The organism is Johannesbaptistia floridana, assembly GCF_057440575.1.
The window spans coordinates 1-17,697 of the sequence record NZ_JALKVM010000163.1; the positions used below are offsets into that span (position 1 = coordinate 1).

Below are 17,697 nucleotides of genomic sequence, written 5' to 3' on the forward strand. Positions count from 1 at the left end.
CAATACTAGTAATTTGGTTAGTTGACCAGGAGATTGTTGGCAGTTTTTCGTTATCTTTAATATTAATCCTGGCTTGTTTTGTTTTGATAGAAGCATTCTGAGAATTATGTAAATTAACCCAGAAATTTTCATTACCTTCAAAATTACCATCACCTATTACATATAATCTGGCTTGAGCTTCTGTTTGACCAGGTTTAATAGTAATAGTTTGATTATTAACTCTTTGATAGTCAGAGTCCTTTAGTTTGGCCGAGCCATCTTGAGTACTATATTTAACTTTGATGGTTTGACTACTAGGATTAGATAGTTCCACACCTAAATCTATTCGCTTTTTACCCCGATTTCCCTCAATACTAGTAATTTGGTTAGTTGACCAGGAGATTGTTGGCAGTTTTTCGTTATCGATTATGGTGACCGTGGCTGTATTGTTCCCGATTTTGCAATTATTGCCTATGGGCTTTAATTTAAGGTGAAATTGCTCATTTCCTTCAAAAACTTCATCTCCATAGATTTTAATTGGTACATTGAGACGAGTTTGATTTGGTTGAAGAGTAAAGATTTTGTTTTTCAATGATAGATAATCTTCACGGCTTGTAGCTGTACCATTAGTAGTAGTCAGTTTAAATTTGACTCTTTCAGAAACTGGTGAAGAAAGTTTAACATTGATTTGGCCATTAGTTGTGCCTCGATTTCTTTCTTTGAGGGAGACGTCAGATATGGATATGGTACTTTTAGAAATCTCTCCGCTATTTAATACAGTTATTTGAAAGAAATCTGAAACACTTCCTCTTTTTTTATCGTCAGCTACTACCTCTAGGTTGAGAGTGCCACTATTGGCATTAGTTGGTTTACCACTTAAACTCAAATTTGTGCTATTAAATTTCAACCATCTAGGTAAATTATTGACGCTATAAGTTAAAACGTCGCGATCTTGATCCATAAATGTGTTGGATGGAATGGTAAAATTAAATTGCTCATAAGCATTAATAGTTATATCGGCTATAGGGTTTTTTAGCCTTGGTAATCTGTTAAAATCAACTCTGATCTTAGCATCGTCAACAATGCCAGTGTTGTTGTATGTATCCAATTCAGATGAACTTGAACTGAAGGTATAACCTACGTAATAATCACCATCAGGAATTGTCGCCGGCAGTGTGGTATTTAAAGTAGCCCATTTGCTTTTTAAGGTATCAATACTGGAAATATTAACCGTACCCAGTTTGTAATCTGAGCTAGTTATTATTGAGTTATCTGAAGCCCAAAAAGAAACACTGACGTTATCTGCTATAGCAGTACCACTGTTAAAAATTAGTGCCTCAACTCCAATACTATCTCCAGTAGTAACAAATACATAGTCGCTATAACAATCTGAGTATTTGTATGTACATTCCCCTGTATCACGATTATAAAATGCGGCAGAATCATAATCAGTATCAAACCAATCAAACCAATCATCATAGTCTACTAAATCAGCACTAAACGTTTCATTAATGGTTATAGATTGACTAAATAAGTTTCCTAATAATCCTGCTTCATCTTTTGACTGGGCGTAAAAAGTATATGTATCTCCCCTAATTGACAACTCGTCTAAAGTTGACTTAGAAAAAAATAATTCATTAACACCCGCCCAGTGATAATTATCTTCAAAAGGAAAAAAGTTATTCTCCGTAGTGAGATTAAAACGATTTCCATCTTTGTTTTCTAACCAAAATTCAATGGAAGATAAATCTGTCCATCCGTTAGGATCACATGCCCATATCTGATTAATTGTTAAACCATCTTGTTTATCAATTTCAGTAGGTAAACCGAAAATAGAAATATCTGTAGGTGCTTTTAAAATAGTCAGTGAGCTAGGTGGTAGGTCCTCTACCCATCCAATTCCAACTATTGCATCTGCTTGGGCATCTATTTCCCTTAGATCTTTTATGCCTAAATCTACATAACGCCCTTTGACTCCCTTATCATTTACACCTTCAAAATTCCAAGGATTAAATAATCTATAGCTATTGTTTTTTTCTTGATAGCCAATAACAGAATAAGCATGACCGAGCACTATTCCATGTTCACCTGCTGCTTTTTTCTTTCCGGAGCTATTATTGTTCTCTGACTGTGAATCTGGCTTTGAAGGCTTTGAAAAGGATAAAATAGTTGGACGTGTATTATTTAATAACAAATCACGAATTTGCCTATCATCCATTTCACTTATTCTTTGATAGTGATCAGTGCCTCCTATTAAATCTACTATTGCACCCCCAGCGTTCCCCCATTCTATTGTTTCATAAGAATTTACACCTGAAGTCCATTCTCTTGTTGGACCTTTTAAATCTATGAAAGAATTAACAATAGCATAGGCTTTTTCAATTAAGGCTACCCACGCTTCATCTTCATCATAACCAGCATAAAGAGGACGATTATTTGTTTTACTTTTAACGGGAAGATCATTATCAATTTGAATTGTTGTTTCGGCAATTGTAACATTGTAGCTAGTACTAGTATTTTCCTCTATTATTTGATCAATATAATTGGGTGAATGCTGGGCAATTTCAGCCAATGCGGCCATTAAATAACAATCAGCTAATTCTCCCTGATCTACATCTAAATAATTAATTCCATCATTAAAAAGCGTCCATGTAAAAGGATCTTCAATAGTCTCAGAAAAATATGTACCTTTTTTTACATCTGGATTTGTTCTAATTGTCATAACCATAACTTAATAAACTCCATAATCAATATTTCTAGAGTGAGTTCTTCCCAAATAAACTCTATACTTGTAATAAGTATGACTAAAGTACTATATAATTGCTGTGTTACCTCGTGTCAGTTTCAGGTCATCCGTTCCCCGGATTTTAAATCCGGGGCGATAGATGACCGCCCTTATGCGGTCAATCAATGAATTTTTTCTCAGGATAAATCAGTGCGGCTTTGCATCATTATGGGATATGGAATATCGTTTAAGAATTCCCCGTCCTGAAAATAAGCAAGCCGATCCAATTGAACAAGAAGCCTGGAAAAAAAACTGCCGTTAAAAGTCAAACAATTACAGGAGAAATATCCAGACTCGGAAGTTGAATTATGGACATAAGCGGATTTCATCTAACATTACAAATCATCAAAATCATCCCGCAAATACGCAACGCCATCAGTGCAAAGATACTGATGCAACATGTAATGATCATACGGTTTGGTTGACTAAAAAATCAATTTCTTGAAAAATCTATACTGTATCCACCAAAAATCTTTATTGTCAAAAAGCCGGAATACTATCTATTTTTTGTATGCTTACTAAGCAACAAGCTTTTCCAACTAAGTTTTTTTGTATTAAGTTCATTACAAGTTGAGCAATCTTTTCCTTGTTGTTGTAACGATTGAAAAAAAGAATTACCATAAACTACTTGCTATATTATGTTATTTCTATCTGTCTTAAGATTTAGTCGTTGTTTACGGTAACGGATTAAAACTACAAAATATGGTTAACTTTTTTATTCTGATTATATTATAACTCAGATTTTGCCTTTAAACAAATAATTTACATAAGTTTAAGAACTGGTAGCGGTTTTTTGGTTCTGTTGCAAAAAATATCAGTCAAAGAACTGGTAAAGGTGCTACAATTAACTTAGTATTATTCTTTCGTTTTTGTTTAACAATTCCTAAATCTTTGTTTTCAGGAGCAGCAAAGATTCTGTTGCAAAGAGTCATGAAGCATACAAGATTTCTATTTATCTTGCTTTCTTAAGAGAAGCATTTATTGGCTGCGTTCATTAAGGTCTTCTAATGTAGATCCAGCCGCTGGAGTGCTATATCAACGAAATCTTCTACTATCTTTCAATAAAGATAAACTAACTTTCTTAAAGACATCTCTTCTAAGATAAGGATATTCACCCACCCAAAGGTTATGACTAGGGATATATATGTCAGTAATTTTGTTAATTATGACTAAATCAGGTTTTTTAGATAAAACGAGACATTCAGCTATTTGACCTGGCTTAATAACTTTATGAATTCGTTTTAATGGTGCTTGTATGTGAGCATAAAAACCAGTTTCGTCTTCAATTTCTACATTAATTCTTCTTTCTTTATTTTCAATAATTACTAAATTGCCTTGTTTATCTACAGTTTGCTCTTCCCGAATTAACTCTTCAGTGAGATAAACATCTACGACTCTAGCTCGCAGAAAACCACTATAGCCATAACGACGATAGGAGAGATTACGTACACTAGCTAGGTATACTGGTCCCCAAAGCCAATATAAACCTCCAATAATTGTGAGGATGAGTATGATTGCTTCGCCATTTCCTCCCAACAAAGCACCAATCAAGATAATAACTACCACAGAAGTTAAAGAAATTAACAATTGTTTAAGTAATTTTTGCCAGTCACCCCAGTAATAGCCGTATTGGGGACCAGTTGCCACTAGGGGAATAATCTGTTCAAAAGTCTGACGAGTTAGAGGGATTAACATGGTTGTTAGAGTATTTTTTCTAAACCATAAACTAAAGATTTCAATTGAGTAACTTTGCGAATCGCTAAAAGGACACCCGCCATATAACAGGAGCGATCGCTAGTATCATGACGTAGGGTATAAATTTCTCCTGGTGCGCCAAAAATCACCTCTTGGTGAGCGATTAAACCTGGTAAGCGCACACTATGAACAGGTATATCTTTTCCTACCTTTGCACCTCTTGCTCCGGGAAATTTTTCTGTTTCTGTGACTTGACATTGATTATAGGTACTATTAATTTCTGAGAGCATTTCTGCGGTTTTAATTGCTGTACCACTGGGGGCATCTGCTTTTTGATTGTGATGAAGTTCGATGATTTCTACATGTTCAAAATACTTAGCTGCTTGTAAAGCTGCCTGTTGTAGTAAGACCATGCCTAGAGAAAAATTAGGGATAATTAAAGTACCTGTACTTGCTTTTTCGGCAAATTCCGCTAATTCTTGGATTTGATCCCTATTTAAACCAGTGGTTCCCACTACTGGACGCACTCCATAAGCTATACCCGCGCGTACATTTTCGTACACACTATCGGGGTGAGTAAAATCCACCATTACCCCTTGAATTTTTTGTTGAGTAGCTAACACTAGTACTCCTTGGAGGTCGTCTAAAATTGGTACTTCCAAAGGTCCACAACCTGCTATCTCACCTATATCTTGACCTAGGATAGCAGGATTTCTATCTACAGCTCCCACAAGCATCATATCTTCACTTGCTGAGACGGCTTTAACTACTTCTCGTCCCATTTTCCCGGCGGCACCATTAATAACCACAGGAATTTTATCTGACTCGGTCATAATTATTTTTTTTATTTACCACTTATATTCATTCTAACTGTCATCATAACTTAGATTAAGCGCTCTAATTTAGTCACTCGCGGATCTATAATTTTTGTCCCTAGGCCAGGAAATTGAATTGCTAGGGTAACTTTTTTGCCTACTCCTAAAACATGGGTAATTTTACCCTCTCCAAAACTTCCATGTATGAGGAGATCGCCTACTTGCCAGTTACTACTTTCTACCTCAGTTATTGCTTTGCCGCCGACTTTATTTTTACTTCTAGAATTTTTGCCCCCGGCGATTAATTCTGAAGGAAGTTCTTTAAGAAATTGAGAAGCTACAGCCGGTTCTGCTCTTCCCCAGAGACTGCGTTGTTGAGCATGAGTTATGAATAATTGTTCTTTCGCTCTTGTAAGGCCAACATAACACAAGCGTCTTTCTTCTTCTAATTGTAGGGGGTCTTGAAGACTGCGACTATGGGGAAATAAACCTTGTTCTAACCCCACTAAGAAAACTATGGGAAATTCTAACCCCTTAGCTGAGTGAAGAGTCATCAAAGATACAGCTTGTTCCCCTTCTTCAAGATTATCTAAGTCAGAAGCTAGAGAGGCATTAGCTAGAAATCCTTCTAGACTTGTATCTTGATTATTTTCTTGGTATTGCACTACTGCATTAGACAATTCACTCAAGTTTTCTAGACGACTATCTGCTTCGTCTGTACCTTGATTTTCTAAATCTAATCTATACCCTGATACATCGAGGACCTCCTGTAAAATTTCTACTGCTGATAACTCCTCTAGGCGCTGCTGATAATTTTTGATCATGGCAGCAAATTGATTCAGGGATTTACTAGCACGTCCTCCCAAGGCATTTACTGAGGTTTCATCGGCGATTATTTCCCACAGAGGAATCCCCAATTCTGCTGAAGCTGCTTGTAGAGATTCGATAGTTTTTTGACCTATACCGCGTCTTGGGCTATTAATTATTCTCAGTAAACTGATGGTATCGGCGGGATTAACTATTACTCGTAGGTAGGCTAAGGCGTCTTTAATTTCTTTGCGGTCATAAAATTTCATTCCGCCGATGACTGTATAGGGAATTCCTGAACCGATTAATAGTTCTTCTAGGGGACGAGATTGGGCATTCATCCGATACAGGATAGCAAAGTCACCCCATTGTAATTCGGGATTTTTGTTTTTTAGTTTAGATATTTGTTTGATGACAAAATTTGCTTCTGCTTGTTCATTATGCCCTTGATAACAATATATTTGTTCTCCTTCTCCTCTCGTTGCTTTTAATATTTTGTCTATTCTTTGGGTATTGTGTTCAATGAGGTGATTAGCGGCTTCGAGAATATTTTCTCTTGAACGATAGTTTTCTTCTAATTTAACCATGGTTTTGGTTTCTGTATCTGGGAGGCCATCACCAAAGTCTGATTGAAAGTTGAGAAGAATCGTGAAATCCGCCATTCTAAAGGAATAAATAGATTGGTCTGCATCACCGACGACGAATATTGATCTATTCTGCCAGTTGAATTTATGTTTATCTTTTTCTCCGTTAGTTGATAGAAGACTAATCAATTCATACTGGGTTTGATTGGTATCTTGATATTCATCTACTAATATGTGGTGAAATTGACTATACCAATAGCCTAATATTGATTCATTTTGACTAAATAATTTCACGGGAATTAAAATTAGATCATCGAAGTCTAAACTGTTATTCGCTGCTAGTTGCTCTTGATATTTTTCGTAAACTTCAGCTATAGTTCTACCCTTGTAATTAGTGTTTTCTCTAGCGTAGGCTTGGGGTGACAAGCCTAAGTTTTTAGCATTGCTTATTTGGTAGCGAACTTGACGGGGGTTGAATTTGCGATCGTCTAGATTTAAATCTTTAGTAACTATTTTTTTTACTATGGTTTGAACATCTGATTCATCTACTATAGTAAAGTTTTTTTGCCAACTTCTGCCTTTTTCGTCTCTATACTTGTCTACATCGTACCGTAGAATTCTGGCAAAAATACTATGAAATGTTCCTATCCATAATGGCTTGGTAATGTTTTTATAAACCTGTGATCTTATCTGTTTTTGTTCTACTTCTGAGAGTAATTCTAAACGTTGATTGTAGGTTTTTTCCGCTATTTCTTGAGCAAAAATAAATTCTATACGTTCTTTCATTTCTTTAGCTGCTTTATTAGTAAAGGTTACAGCTAAAATATTTTCTGGGGCTACTCGATGTTTTTGAATTAAATGGGCGATACGATAGGTTAAAGCTCTTGTTTTACCAGATCCGGCACCAGCTACTACTAATAAAGGACCACAAAAGTGTTTTACTGCTTGACGTTGTGATGGATTTAGATGACTATAAATATCGCTCATAGGAATTCAGTTAGTATTTCTTTACAAATCTTAAAAAAAGATAAGAATTGACGGGATGTTAGGTGACACTAGTTTAAATTAATTAAATATATTTAAGCATAAATGCTTAGTTAAATTTTAGGGACAAAAGTTAACTCAATCTAACAGATGCAGAAACTTAGCGCCAGAGAAATATTAGTAAAATATGGAAAGGGAGTGAGAGAGTTTAGACAAATTCAATTAAACAAGGTTAATTTATTTGCCGCTCATCTACAAGATATTGATTTAAGCCAAAGCGATTTATCTGAGGCTTATTTACACTATGCTAACTTAGCTAAGGCTGACTTACAACAAACTAATTTAGAAAGGGCCCAATTAGACGATGTTTCTCTTTACCTAAGCAATTTACAGGAGGCTAATTTAACCTCAACTACTCTTTTTCGGGCAAACCTTCGTTATGCTAACTTGAGGGGTGCAAAGTTAAATTTTGCTAGTTTAATCAGTGCTGATTTAACTTATGCGGATTTAACTTACGCGGATTTAACTGAAGCTAATCTAAGTAGAGCTAATTTCAAGCAAGTAAAATTTTTTCAAACTAGACTGAATGGGGCTAATTTGTTTGGGGCGAAGAATCTTGATTTAACAGGAGCAATCATTGACCAGAGAACTATACAACCCAATGGTTTTAGGAGCGATCGCTCAGGTCTCGCCCCTAATGATTGAGTTCACTCGTTCCCTGGAATTTAAATTCCGGGGGCAAGCGAAGTGACCGTCTTTCGCGGTAATATTCAATAATTTTTTGCATCAATTCCACAGAATCAGTATTTAAATCAGCATCATATTCTATGATTAACCCACCCACTTGACTTTGATAGTAATCGAAGCTTGTAGAGGTTTGAGGAATCCATTTAACCGTTATTCCCTCTACTTGAGTAAGGTGAGAGGCGATTTCTTTGTATATTGCCAGAGGTAATTGAGAATCCAGAAGACTTTGCTTAATTTTATTGGTTGTTTTGGGTGGCAATGGTAGTTATTTCTCCTTCAGAAGCGATCTTTTTACTTTTTGCTTCTATTTTATCTACACCTAGACACACAAATCAAGATAGAGAAGGTTGTTCTGAGGAGTCTTGATTTTGAGTATTTTCTCCGATTTTTCTTCTTACTTCAATCCCTGACTCTTCTAATATTACTACTGGTTCAAATCTATCTATTTGTTCTACGCCTTTTACTAAGATTTGTCCGTTAGAAATATATTGACCTGGTTCTACATAGCGACTGAATTCTTCTTTTGGTGCTTTAACTATTATTTGTACTCTGTCACCAACTTTTACAATTCCTGTGATGATTACTTCTCTAGCTAAGCTAGTTCCTGCTTCCTCTGATTCGGTTTCAACTTCAGTCGTTTCTGGTAAAGCATCGCTTGTTTCTGGGGGTGGTTCTGGTGGGAGATTATTACTTTGTCTCGAGGAATCTTGTACTTCTTCAGTGTCTGGATTAGATTTTCTTGTAATCGATGGTGTAGTAGATATAGCTTGAAAAGGATCGTTTGTACCTCTTGCGATTGCTTCTCTTCTTCGTTCTGGATCGGTTGGAGGTATTAATCCAGATACTCCCTGTCTACCTTGAGATTGAGAAGCTTGATTATCTACAGGGGTAGTTTCCTCTATTGGTTCTGGTTGAGGTTGAGTCGGTTCTGGTGGTATTTGTGCAGTTGGCGGTATTGCTTCTGTGCTGTTATTGCTCGGCGGCGCTCCACAACTTGTTGTTATTAAACAACCGATAATTATTAAAAGTATGCTAGGCCATTTTTTTTTCATGAGAGTTTCTCCAATTAACCGCAATCACCTTAGTTTTTCTTTAACTATGATCTTAACAATAGTTACTATCAATAGTTTAACTTTTAATGGTTTTATTGGGGTCATTTTATTTATTCTTGTGCTAAAAGATTTTTCATACTGTTTAGTCCTTTTTTCAAGTGACGGGATACAGTAATTACGCTTACTCCAAGACGTTCTGCGGTTTCTTTTTGAGTTAAATCGTACAGAAATACAAATTCTAAAATATTTCTAGTTTTTTCTTCTAAATTACTTAAGGCGTTTTGTAGACGAATTTTGTCTTCTTGTGCTAACTGGAAACTGCGGTAGTCATTGTCGGGTACTAAATCTCCTAAGGAAGTTTTTCCTTCTTCCTGTTCACCTACAGGAAGATCTAAGCTGAGGGGATCGCGGTTTTGATGAGCTAATTTTATTTCTCGCCACTGTTGCAGAGATATTTCTAGCATTTGGGCTATTTCTGAGTCTGATGGCAGGCGATTAAATTGCTTTTGATAATTTTTAATAGCACTATTGGCTTGTTGTCCTAATTCTAACCACCGTCTGGGGATCTTTACTGAATAGTTTTTATCTCTTAGGTAATGTTGAATCTCTCCTTTTATGTATGGAATCGCAAAGGAGCTAAAGGCGTTACCTTTTTCTATATCAAATTTTTCAATCGCTCTAATTAATCCTAAACAACCTACCTGTAGCAAGTCTTCGTAACTTTCTTGGTATTGGTTAATCCAATTGTATACTTCTTTTTTGACTAAACCGAAGTTTAGTTGCATAATCTTGTTACGTGTTTGAGGATTTTTGGTTTGGCAATAATCCTTTAGTAGACTTAGACACTCTAATTTTAAATCCTGTTTGTCTTTTTTATTTGTGTAAGTATACATTATTATATTTTCCTGCTTGTAATAAGTGGATGCTGCCTGAATTTCCGTCTATAAAATAGGATAAGTTAACAGAAACACTGAAAGCAACAGCAATTTTACTTGCTGTTGTGGCAATTTCTGAGATATTTTACGAGTTTTTACGGATACAAGTCACAAGTTATGTCTGAAAGTCTTAAAATGCTAAAGTGATGAAAATGTAGAAACAAAGAAAAGAGCTGATGAAAAAATACAACGTATATGGTTTAGGTAATGCTTTAACGGATATGGAATTTGAAGTTGAGGCAGAAGTTCTAGAAAAACTTGGCATTGATAAAGGTGTGATGACTCTGGTGGAGGAGGATAAACAGAATCAAATTATCTCGGAGTTAAACCATTTACCCTGTAAAAAAAGTTCTGGGGGGTCGGCAGCTAATACAATTGTAGCGGTAAGTCAACTAGGTGGTAAGAGCTTTTACTCATGTAAAGTCGCTGATGATGAGATTGGGAGTTTTTATCTAGAAGATTTATTAAATTCCGGTGTAGATACTAATTTAAAAGACCGTGAGCGGGAACCAGGGATTACGGGAAAATGTCTGGTATTTGTAACTCCTGATACTGACAGAACTATGAATACATTTATTGGTATTAGTAGCAAGTTATCGGAAAATGAATTGGTAGAATCAGCGTTAATAAGTTCAGAATATTTATATTTAGAGGGTTATTTAGTAACTTCACCTAGTAGTAAAGCTGCCGTACTCAAGGCTAAAAATATAGCGAAAAATCAAGGAGTAAAAACAGTGCTGTCTCTTTCGGATCTTACTATGACAAAGTTTTTTGCTCAGGATTTAAGAGAAATTATCGGTTCTGGCTTAGATTTTATTTTTAGCAATGAAACAGAAGCTTTGAGTATTAGTCAAACTCAAGATTTAAATGAGGCGATCGCGCACTTGAAGACTTTAGCCAAGGGTTTTGCAATTACCCTAGGTCCTAAAGGATCATTAATTTTTGATGGGGAGAAAATCCTGGAAATTCCCGGTGTTGAGACTAAAGCTGTAGATACAGTGGGTGCAGGAGATATGTACGCGGGTGCTTTTCTTTACGGGATTACTCATGGTTTAAATTACCAAGATGCAGGTAATTTAGCTTCTAAAGCCGCAGCTTTAGTGGTAAGTTATTTTGGAGCTAGACTATCAACCGATGTAGTTAAAAGTTTAATTAACTAACATAGTCAAATGTCTTTTGAGTCCCTACAAGGAATAATTGGCAAAATCAAACAACAGCCTAATTGGGAAACCCATCGCCTATACTGTCTGGTGGTGGAGTCATGGCCTGAGATTGTCAATGCTAAAACTGCCGCCCATAGTCGCCCTGTATATTTAGCTAGGGACACACTCTGGGTAGCTACAGCTAATTCTGTATGGGCTCAAACTTTATCTTTACAAAGAGTGAGTATTCAAAGAGGTTTAAACAAGGTTATCCCGGGGAAAATAAAACAAGTACGTTTTAGTGCCGCTAAATGGTCTCAAACTCCAATTTCTCAGGATAATTCAACTTCTAGAACTTCTCACCCTTCTTTATTACCCCAACTAGAAGTAGATAATTTTCAAGAGCAAAATTTAGAAAAATCTACAGCAAAAGCTGCTCTGAGTGCCTGGATTAAAGCGGTAGAAACTAGAAGTAAAACTTTACCTCTATGTCCTAGCTGTCAATCACCCACACCTCCAGGAGAATTAGAGCGCTGGTCTATTTGTGCTTTTTGCTTAGCACACAAGGTACAGGAAAATTCAGAATAAGATCAAGGGATGGGTTAAACCTTCCGATACAAAGATTATCAAGAATTAAAGGCGTATCTGCACCTAAAAATTAGTACATAAGTTCTGGTGGAAGATATGAGTTAAAACTAGGAAAAATGGCGATCGCTTTTGGCAATAGTCGAAGCGATCATACTTCAGACGATTCATGAGCTAGAAAAAGTGAATTTTATACTAAATCCATTACTTTGGTAGAGAATGAGCTCAAATTTAAACAAGGCCAAAGTCTTTCGTTTTCTCTACATAGAGCTTGCTGAATAAATCTAAAACTGTTACTGGATAAAACTTTGAGCTCATTTTTTGTCAGAAAAAGTGCAAGATTTTCTGATGTATTATGCTCAAAATAGTGCATTTTTTCTCTTGGATTACTCAAAAATTCATAAATTATTATGACCTTCTGCCTCCGTGCCTCGGTGCCTCCTGCCTTTCTTCTCACCAAAATTTACTTTTTCAGCAGACCCTACATAAATATACATATCAAAAATATTAAATATTTATTTTTTTGTGGTATGATAATTTAAAAATAATTCTAAGTGTATTTAGACAAGGGAAGAGCAAAGACTTTCAAGCTTGAAGTAGATGTTTCTTCACAACTAATTAATACTTGAATTAGTTTTTTTTAGAAGTAGTCAAGGTGTTTCATAATGAAAATGAACAAAAATCAAAGTTACCTAGCTAAGAACTTATTATTAGGAGTCTTAACGGGTGTAGGTTTGTTAGCTATTCCTCATGTAGCTAGTGCTCAAAGCGTTAGCGATCAAATTCTCTTTGACTGTTTTTCAAGAACGCCCCCAGGTCCATTGCCCCTACCTAATAACCCTTGTGATCCTATGGCGGATATTTCAGTGGAAGATATTAGTCAACTTGGTTTTGGTAGCACCCCAAATGCTTTGCCTGGCATAGACGGAAGTTTCGGTTTATTTCCAGAGAGACCTGGTAGTACTGGAGCATCTGCGGGGATTGTCGTAGAAAACATTAATGCGGGGCAACCTTATGAACTTAATATTGACTTTATACCTCCAGGCGAAAACTCTGACCCAGATACCGATAATGTAGGATTTTTCCTAACCACGGGAACTCTTCCATCGGCAGAAGATTTTACCTTTTTGATCAATATAACTGCTCTCATCAAAGATTTACAAGCGGCTCCTTGTGTTACTTGCAGTATAGATGGGGCTCCATATCCACCACCAGCAGTCAAGGACTTTTTGGTTTTAAATCCTATTCCTAGCAGTCCTCCTGGTAGACCATCTGACCCATTTATAATTATGGACGGAGTTCGGTACAACAGTGTTGTCTTTGATTTATATGAGATCAATCCATTTACCATCACTGAAGTTAGTAGTAATACTTCGATTTTGAGCACAGATTTAGTAGCATTAGCCTACAAAGTAGATACTAGTGGTCGGAGAATTGAAGAATATACACGACAAGAAATCTTACCAACTGGAGAGATTGACATATCCCCTTATATCAACGAGGCAGAAATTACCTTGTCACTTGCTTTCCCAGGTCCTGCATTTGAACTAGCGACTGCACTAGCAACTCCTGGTGCTAATTTAGATTTTACAGGAGTATCTATTAATGCCGATGTATTTTCAAATACACCTATATTTACACACCCCATACATACTCCAGAACCATCTACAATAATTAGTCTATCTCTATTAGGTATCGGCATGTTTGGCTTGACTAAGCGTAAAACTAATTAACATACTCCAAAGGCAGCTTTACTCACACCAAAGCATCAAAACCCAAATGTTACTGGTTGGAGTTGAGTAATGAGTAAGGAGTAAGGAGTAATGAGTAAGACGTCTTGAAGTAAGAAGTCTTGAAGTCTTGAAGTTTTGAAGTAATGAGTTAAAGAATTAATGCTCAACGCTTAAAAATTGGTTGACCTTTGCTACGATTTTAGGCTAAAGAGAAATGAAGTTTTTCTGAGGTTAATTTAGTACATAAGTACTGGTGCTTTGATATGAGGCACCACAGAAGCAGAAGTCAAGGCTATTGCCAATCAAATTTTAGATATAGCATTTCAAAGGACTCATGAGGTTGTACCTAACTCGGAGCCTCCTGCCTCAAAAGGATAACCTCTGTACCTCACCAGTATGAGAATTGCTATATATTTAAATATTTACAAAAATTAAAGCCGACCGTGATTTATCGGGAATCGATGAGTTTGTAGTAGGGCTTTAGCCCCAATACTGCGTAGGTTTTGAATCAAACATGGAGCTTCAACAGAGGGGTTTTTGGCTTTGTAATTAATCTCCTTTCAACCTTACTCTAATCAATAATTTTCTCTTAACAAAAGCAGTATTGGCTTTAGCCCTATCATACTTGGAAATCTTACCCATAAAATTAATTATCAAAAATCAAGTATGTAATATTATAAGCTCTGAGATAACCGAAGTTTTGACAGAGGTGATTTCTTTCTCCTGTGTTGATCATAATACTATTATATAGCGTTTTTATATCTGGTGAAGTACAGATTATGTTGATCGGGTCAATTTTAATTATGACACATTAGTATTTTTCCTGATTCTCTAAAGAAACAATAAGCTCAAATTTAGATACAAGGGAAAAAGTCTGTAGTTTTATCTACATAAATATACATATCAAAAATGTTAAATATTTACTTTCTTATGGTAAAATCATCTTCAAATAATTCTAATTGTATTTAGATAAGTCAAGAGCAAAGACTTGAAAGCTTAAAGTGGATGTTCTTTCACATAATTAATACTTGAATTAGTTTTTTTAAAAAGTCGTCAAGGTTTTTCAATCCATGAAATTAATGAAGAGAATGAACAAAAATCAAAGTTACCTAGCTAAGAACTTATTATTAGGAGTCTTAATATGTGTAGGTTTGTTAGGGATTCCTAATGTAGCTAGTGCTCAAAGTCTCAGCGATCAAATTTTCCAAGACTGTTTTTCAAGAACGCCCCCAGGTCCATTTCCCCTTCCTTCTAACCCTTGTGATGCGAGGGCGGATATTTCAGTGGAAGCTTCTAGTCAACCAGGTTTTAGTGCCTCTCCTAATGGTTTTCCTGGCCTAGACGGAAGCTTCGGTTTAAATCCAGATAGACCTAGTCTTCCGGGAGGGCTTTCAGGAATTATCTTAGAAAATACTAATGGGGGGGAACCATATCAACTTAATATTGACTTTGCACCCCCTAGCCAGGGATCTCTTTCTCCAGATCCCAATACTGAAGGATTCTTCTTCACCACCGCAAATCGAGCAGTTGGAGAAGATTTTAGCTTATTGGTCAATATCAACTCTCTCATCAAAGATTTACAAGCTGCCCCTTGTGCTAATTGCAATATAGAGGGGTATTCTTATCCACCACCAATAGTCAAGGACTTTTTGGTTTTAAATCCTATTCCTAGCAGTCCTCCAAATAGACCATCTCGACCATTTATCCTTATAGACGGAGTTCGGTACAACAGTGTTGTCTTTGATTTATATGATATAAATCCATTTACCATCACTGAAGTTAGTAGTAATAGTTCGATTTTGAGCACAACTTTACGAGCATTAGCCTACAAAGTAGATACTGATGGCCGGAGAATTGAAGAATATACACAATCAATCTTACCAAATGGAGAAATTATCATAGACCCTGTTATCAACGAGACGGAAATGATTATCTTAATTTCTGTCCCTGCTTCTAGATTGGTAATTGAATCTATACTGGCAACTCCTGGAGCTAATTTAAATTTTACAGGAGTATCTATTAATTTAGATACACGCTCCGCTCGTCGTGTCTTTATATCACCTGCATAATTTAAGCCATCTACGATTAGATAGGGTGAAATTCTTAGGTTTTCTCTACATAAATATACATATCAAAAAGCTTAAATATCTAGTTTTTTGTGGTATAATAATACAAAAAAATCTAATTGTATTTAGACAAGTGAAGAGCAAAGACTTTCCCGCAGGAAGTGGATGTTTCTTCACATAATTACTACTTGAATTAGTTTTTAAAAGAGAAATAATCAAGGTTTTTCAATCCATGAAATTAATGAACAAAAATCAAAGTTACCTAGCTAAGAACTTATTATTAGCAGTTTTAACAGGTGTAGGTTTGTTAGCTATTCCTAATGCAGCTAGTGCTCAAAGCCTCAGCGATCAAATTTTCATAGACTGTCTTTTAAGACCTTTTCCTCCTGGTCCATTTCCTCTTCCTAATAATCCTTGTGATCCGATGGCGGATATTTCAGTGGAAGCTTTTAGTCAACCAGGTTTTGGTGGCTCTCCGAATGGTTCTCCGGGCATAGACGGAAGCTTCGGTTTAAATCCTCAGAGACCTAGTAATCCTGGCTCATCTGCGGGAATTATCGTAGAAAACAGTAATGCAGGGGAACCTTATGAACTGAATATTGACTTTATACCCCCAGGCAAAAACTCTGACTCAGATACCAATAATGAAGGATTTGTCTTAACCACGGGAACTTTTGCATCGGCAGAAGATTTTACCTCATTGATCAATATAAGCGCTCTCATCAAAGATTTACAAGCTGCCCCTTGTGCTGATTGCGATATAGATGGGGCTCCATATCCACCGCCAGTAGTCGAGGACTTTTTGGTTTTAAATCCTATTCCAGGCAATTCCATGGCTTTACCATCTAACCCATTTATAATTATAGACGGAGTTCGGTACAACAGTGTTGTCTTTGATTTATATCAGATCAATCCATTTACCATCACTGAGGTTGGTAGTAATAGTTCGATTTTAAGCACAAATTTACGAGCATTAGCCTACAAAGTAGATACTAGTGGCCAGAAAATTGAAGAATATACAGAAACATTCTTACCAAATGGAGGGACTGAAATAGCTGTTTTTGTCAACGAGGCAGAAATTTCCTTGTCACTTGCTTTCCCAGGTCCTGCATTTGAACTAGCGACTGCACTAGCAACTCCTGGAGCTGATTTAAATTTTACAGGGGTATCTATTAATGTAGATACAACAAGTAATGTAGGCATAGTGATTATTGATCCAATAATTACTCCAGAACCATCTACAATAATTAGTCTATCTCTATTAGGTATCGGCATGTTCGGCTTGACTAAGCGTAAAACTAATTAAACTATAGCCTTATTCCCTAGGGAATAGGCAACAGATATGTTAGCAATAGTCAGGATTTAAGCTACTTTTATTCACTTAAAAGGGAGCAAGTCAATTTAGTTAGAACAAAAGTATTAGTCAAAAGTAAATACACCTATGCTTAAGCTGTTGTTGCCAACTTGACTTGCTACCACTTCACTGGACAAGAGGCGATCGCCAATCCTCTAAATTTTCCTATGTTTTCTGGCCTCATTTTTAGGCTACAAAATGAATCACCAAAAGTTGCCTACAAGATAAGCCTTCGCTTTAGCCATAATTATGTAAATTAGTACATTTGTTCGCAAATGTTGATTCCCTCCCCAAACTCATATCTTGCACCAAAACAAAAGTACAGAAATTGGCCGACAAGGGAGAATCAATTTTTAAGCGCGATCGCATTAATTCTTTAACTCATTACTTCAAAACTTATTACTTCAAAACTCATCTAGCGGTGCGTTACGGGC

At 36.2% G+C, this 17,697-nt stretch carries 14 protein-coding genes; 7 read left to right on the forward strand and 7 right to left on the reverse strand.

From position 1 onward, the window contains the following. Positions 1-2,701, reverse strand: a 2,701-nt coding sequence (locus MW688_RS11060; RefSeq protein WP_486736034.1) for a Calx-beta domain-containing protein, incomplete at its 3' end; no start/stop codon positions are given. 175 nt (positions 2,702-2,876) lie between these two features. Here MW688_RS11060 and MW688_RS11065 point away from each other — a divergent pair. Continuing rightward, positions 2,877-3,026 (forward strand): helix-turn-helix domain-containing protein, encoded by a 150-nt coding sequence (locus MW688_RS11065; RefSeq protein WP_486736035.1) that lies wholly within the window; start codon positions 2,877-2,879, stop codon positions 3,024-3,026. A gap of 773 nt (positions 3,027-3,799) precedes the next feature. Here the strand turns inward: MW688_RS11065 and MW688_RS11070 are convergent. Genes MW688_RS11070 through pcrA form a run of 3 tightly spaced genes read right to left on the reverse strand, consistent with a single transcriptional unit; the run spans position 3,800 to position 7,652 of the window. Further along, positions 3,800-4,459, reverse strand: a complete 660-nt coding sequence (locus tag MW688_RS11070; RefSeq protein ID WP_486736036.1) for a phosphate ABC transporter permease — start codon at positions 4,457-4,459, stop codon at positions 3,800-3,802. A gap of 5 nt (positions 4,460-4,464) precedes the next feature. Next, positions 4,465-5,292 (reverse strand): 4-hydroxy-tetrahydrodipicolinate reductase, encoded by an 828-nt coding sequence (gene dapB, locus MW688_RS11075; protein WP_486736037.1) that lies wholly within the window; start codon positions 5,290-5,292, stop codon positions 4,465-4,467. Between the two features lie 50 nt (positions 5,293-5,342). Further along, positions 5,343-7,652: a DNA helicase PcrA gene (gene pcrA / locus MW688_RS11080; RefSeq protein ID WP_486736038.1), complete on the reverse strand. Its 2,310-nt coding sequence runs from the start codon at positions 7,650-7,652 to the stop codon at positions 5,343-5,345. Between the two features lie 147 nt (positions 7,653-7,799). On the opposite strand from pcrA, the gene MW688_RS11085 reads away from it, so the two are divergent. Further along, positions 7,800-8,354, forward strand: a complete 555-nt coding sequence (locus MW688_RS11085; protein WP_486736039.1) for a pentapeptide repeat-containing protein — start codon at positions 7,800-7,802, stop codon at positions 8,352-8,354. Here the strand turns inward: MW688_RS11085 and MW688_RS11090 are convergent. The 3 genes from MW688_RS11090 to MW688_RS11100 form a co-directional block, all read right to left on the reverse strand. Next, positions 8,344-8,655, reverse strand: coding sequence for a hypothetical protein (locus MW688_RS11090; RefSeq protein ID WP_486736040.1), 312 nt, complete (start codon positions 8,653-8,655; stop codon positions 8,344-8,346). The two genes, MW688_RS11085 and MW688_RS11090, sit on opposite strands and share 11 nt — an antisense overlap. A 73-nt stretch (positions 8,656-8,728) precedes the next feature. After that, positions 8,729-9,448 (reverse strand): hypothetical protein, encoded by a 720-nt coding sequence (locus MW688_RS11095; protein WP_486736041.1) that lies wholly within the window; start codon positions 9,446-9,448, stop codon positions 8,729-8,731. 110 nt (positions 9,449-9,558) lie between these two features. After that, entirely contained in the window at positions 9,559-10,341 is a 783-nt protein-coding gene (locus MW688_RS11100) for an RNA polymerase sigma factor SigF (protein WP_486736042.1), read from the reverse strand. Positions 10,342-10,556: 215 nt separating this feature from the next. On the opposite strand from MW688_RS11100, the gene MW688_RS11105 reads away from it, so the two are divergent. The 5 genes from MW688_RS11105 to MW688_RS11125 all read left to right on the forward strand — a co-directional run bounded on the left by MW688_RS11105 (position 10,557) and on the right by MW688_RS11125 (position 17,215). Then, complete coding sequence (locus MW688_RS11105) at positions 10,557-11,543, forward strand: adenosine kinase (RefSeq protein WP_486736047.1); 987 nt, start codon at positions 10,557-10,559, stop codon at positions 11,541-11,543. A gap of 9 nt (positions 11,544-11,552) precedes the next feature. After that, entirely contained in the window at positions 11,553-12,113 is a 561-nt protein-coding gene (locus MW688_RS11110; RefSeq protein WP_486736043.1) for a DciA family protein, read from the forward strand. A 668-nt stretch (positions 12,114-12,781) separates the two neighbouring features. After that, positions 12,782-13,843, forward strand: coding sequence for a PEP-CTERM sorting domain-containing protein (locus MW688_RS11115; RefSeq protein WP_486736044.1), 1,062 nt, complete (start codon positions 12,782-12,784; stop codon positions 13,841-13,843). Between the two features lie 1,088 nt (positions 13,844-14,931). After that, positions 14,932-15,912, forward strand: a complete 981-nt coding sequence (locus tag MW688_RS11120; protein WP_486736045.1) for a hypothetical protein — start codon at positions 14,932-14,934, stop codon at positions 15,910-15,912. Between the two features lie 238 nt (positions 15,913-16,150). Further along, the gene (locus MW688_RS11125; RefSeq protein ID WP_486736046.1) at positions 16,151-17,215 is read left to right on the forward strand and encodes a PEP-CTERM sorting domain-containing protein; all 1,065 of its coding nucleotides are present in this window, start codon (positions 16,151-16,153) and stop codon (positions 17,213-17,215) included. The last annotated feature ends 482 nt before the right edge of the window (positions 17,216-17,697 follow it).

Coding starts and splice junctions, on each gene's coding strand:
- MW688_RS11065 (WP_486736035.1), top strand. CDS start 2,877: ATGCGGTCAATCAATGAATTTTTTCTCAGGATAAATCAGTGCGGCTTT.
- MW688_RS11070 (WP_486736036.1), bottom strand. CDS start 4,459: ATGTTAATCCCTCTAACTCGTCAGACTTTTGAACAGATTATTCCCCTA.
- dapB (WP_486736037.1), bottom strand. CDS start 5,292: ATGACCGAGTCAGATAAAATTCCTGTGGTTATTAATGGTGCCGCCGGG.
- pcrA (WP_486736038.1), bottom strand. CDS start 7,652: ATGAGCGATATTTATAGTCATCTAAATCCATCACAACGTCAAGCAGTA.
- MW688_RS11085 (WP_486736039.1), top strand. CDS start 7,800: ATGCAGAAACTTAGCGCCAGAGAAATATTAGTAAAATATGGAAAGGGA.
- MW688_RS11095 (WP_486736041.1), bottom strand. CDS start 9,448: ATGAAAAAAAAATGGCCTAGCATACTTTTAATAATTATCGGTTGTTTA.
- MW688_RS11100 (WP_486736042.1), bottom strand. CDS start 10,341: ATGTATACTTACACAAATAAAAAAGACAAACAGGATTTAAAATTAGAG.
- MW688_RS11110 (WP_486736043.1), top strand. CDS start 11,553: ATGTCTTTTGAGTCCCTACAAGGAATAATTGGCAAAATCAAACAACAG.
- MW688_RS11115 (WP_486736044.1), top strand. CDS start 12,782: ATGAACAAAAATCAAAGTTACCTAGCTAAGAACTTATTATTAGGAGTC.
- MW688_RS11120 (WP_486736045.1), top strand. CDS start 14,932: ATGAACAAAAATCAAAGTTACCTAGCTAAGAACTTATTATTAGGAGTC.
- MW688_RS11125 (WP_486736046.1), top strand. CDS start 16,151: ATGAACAAAAATCAAAGTTACCTAGCTAAGAACTTATTATTAGCAGTT.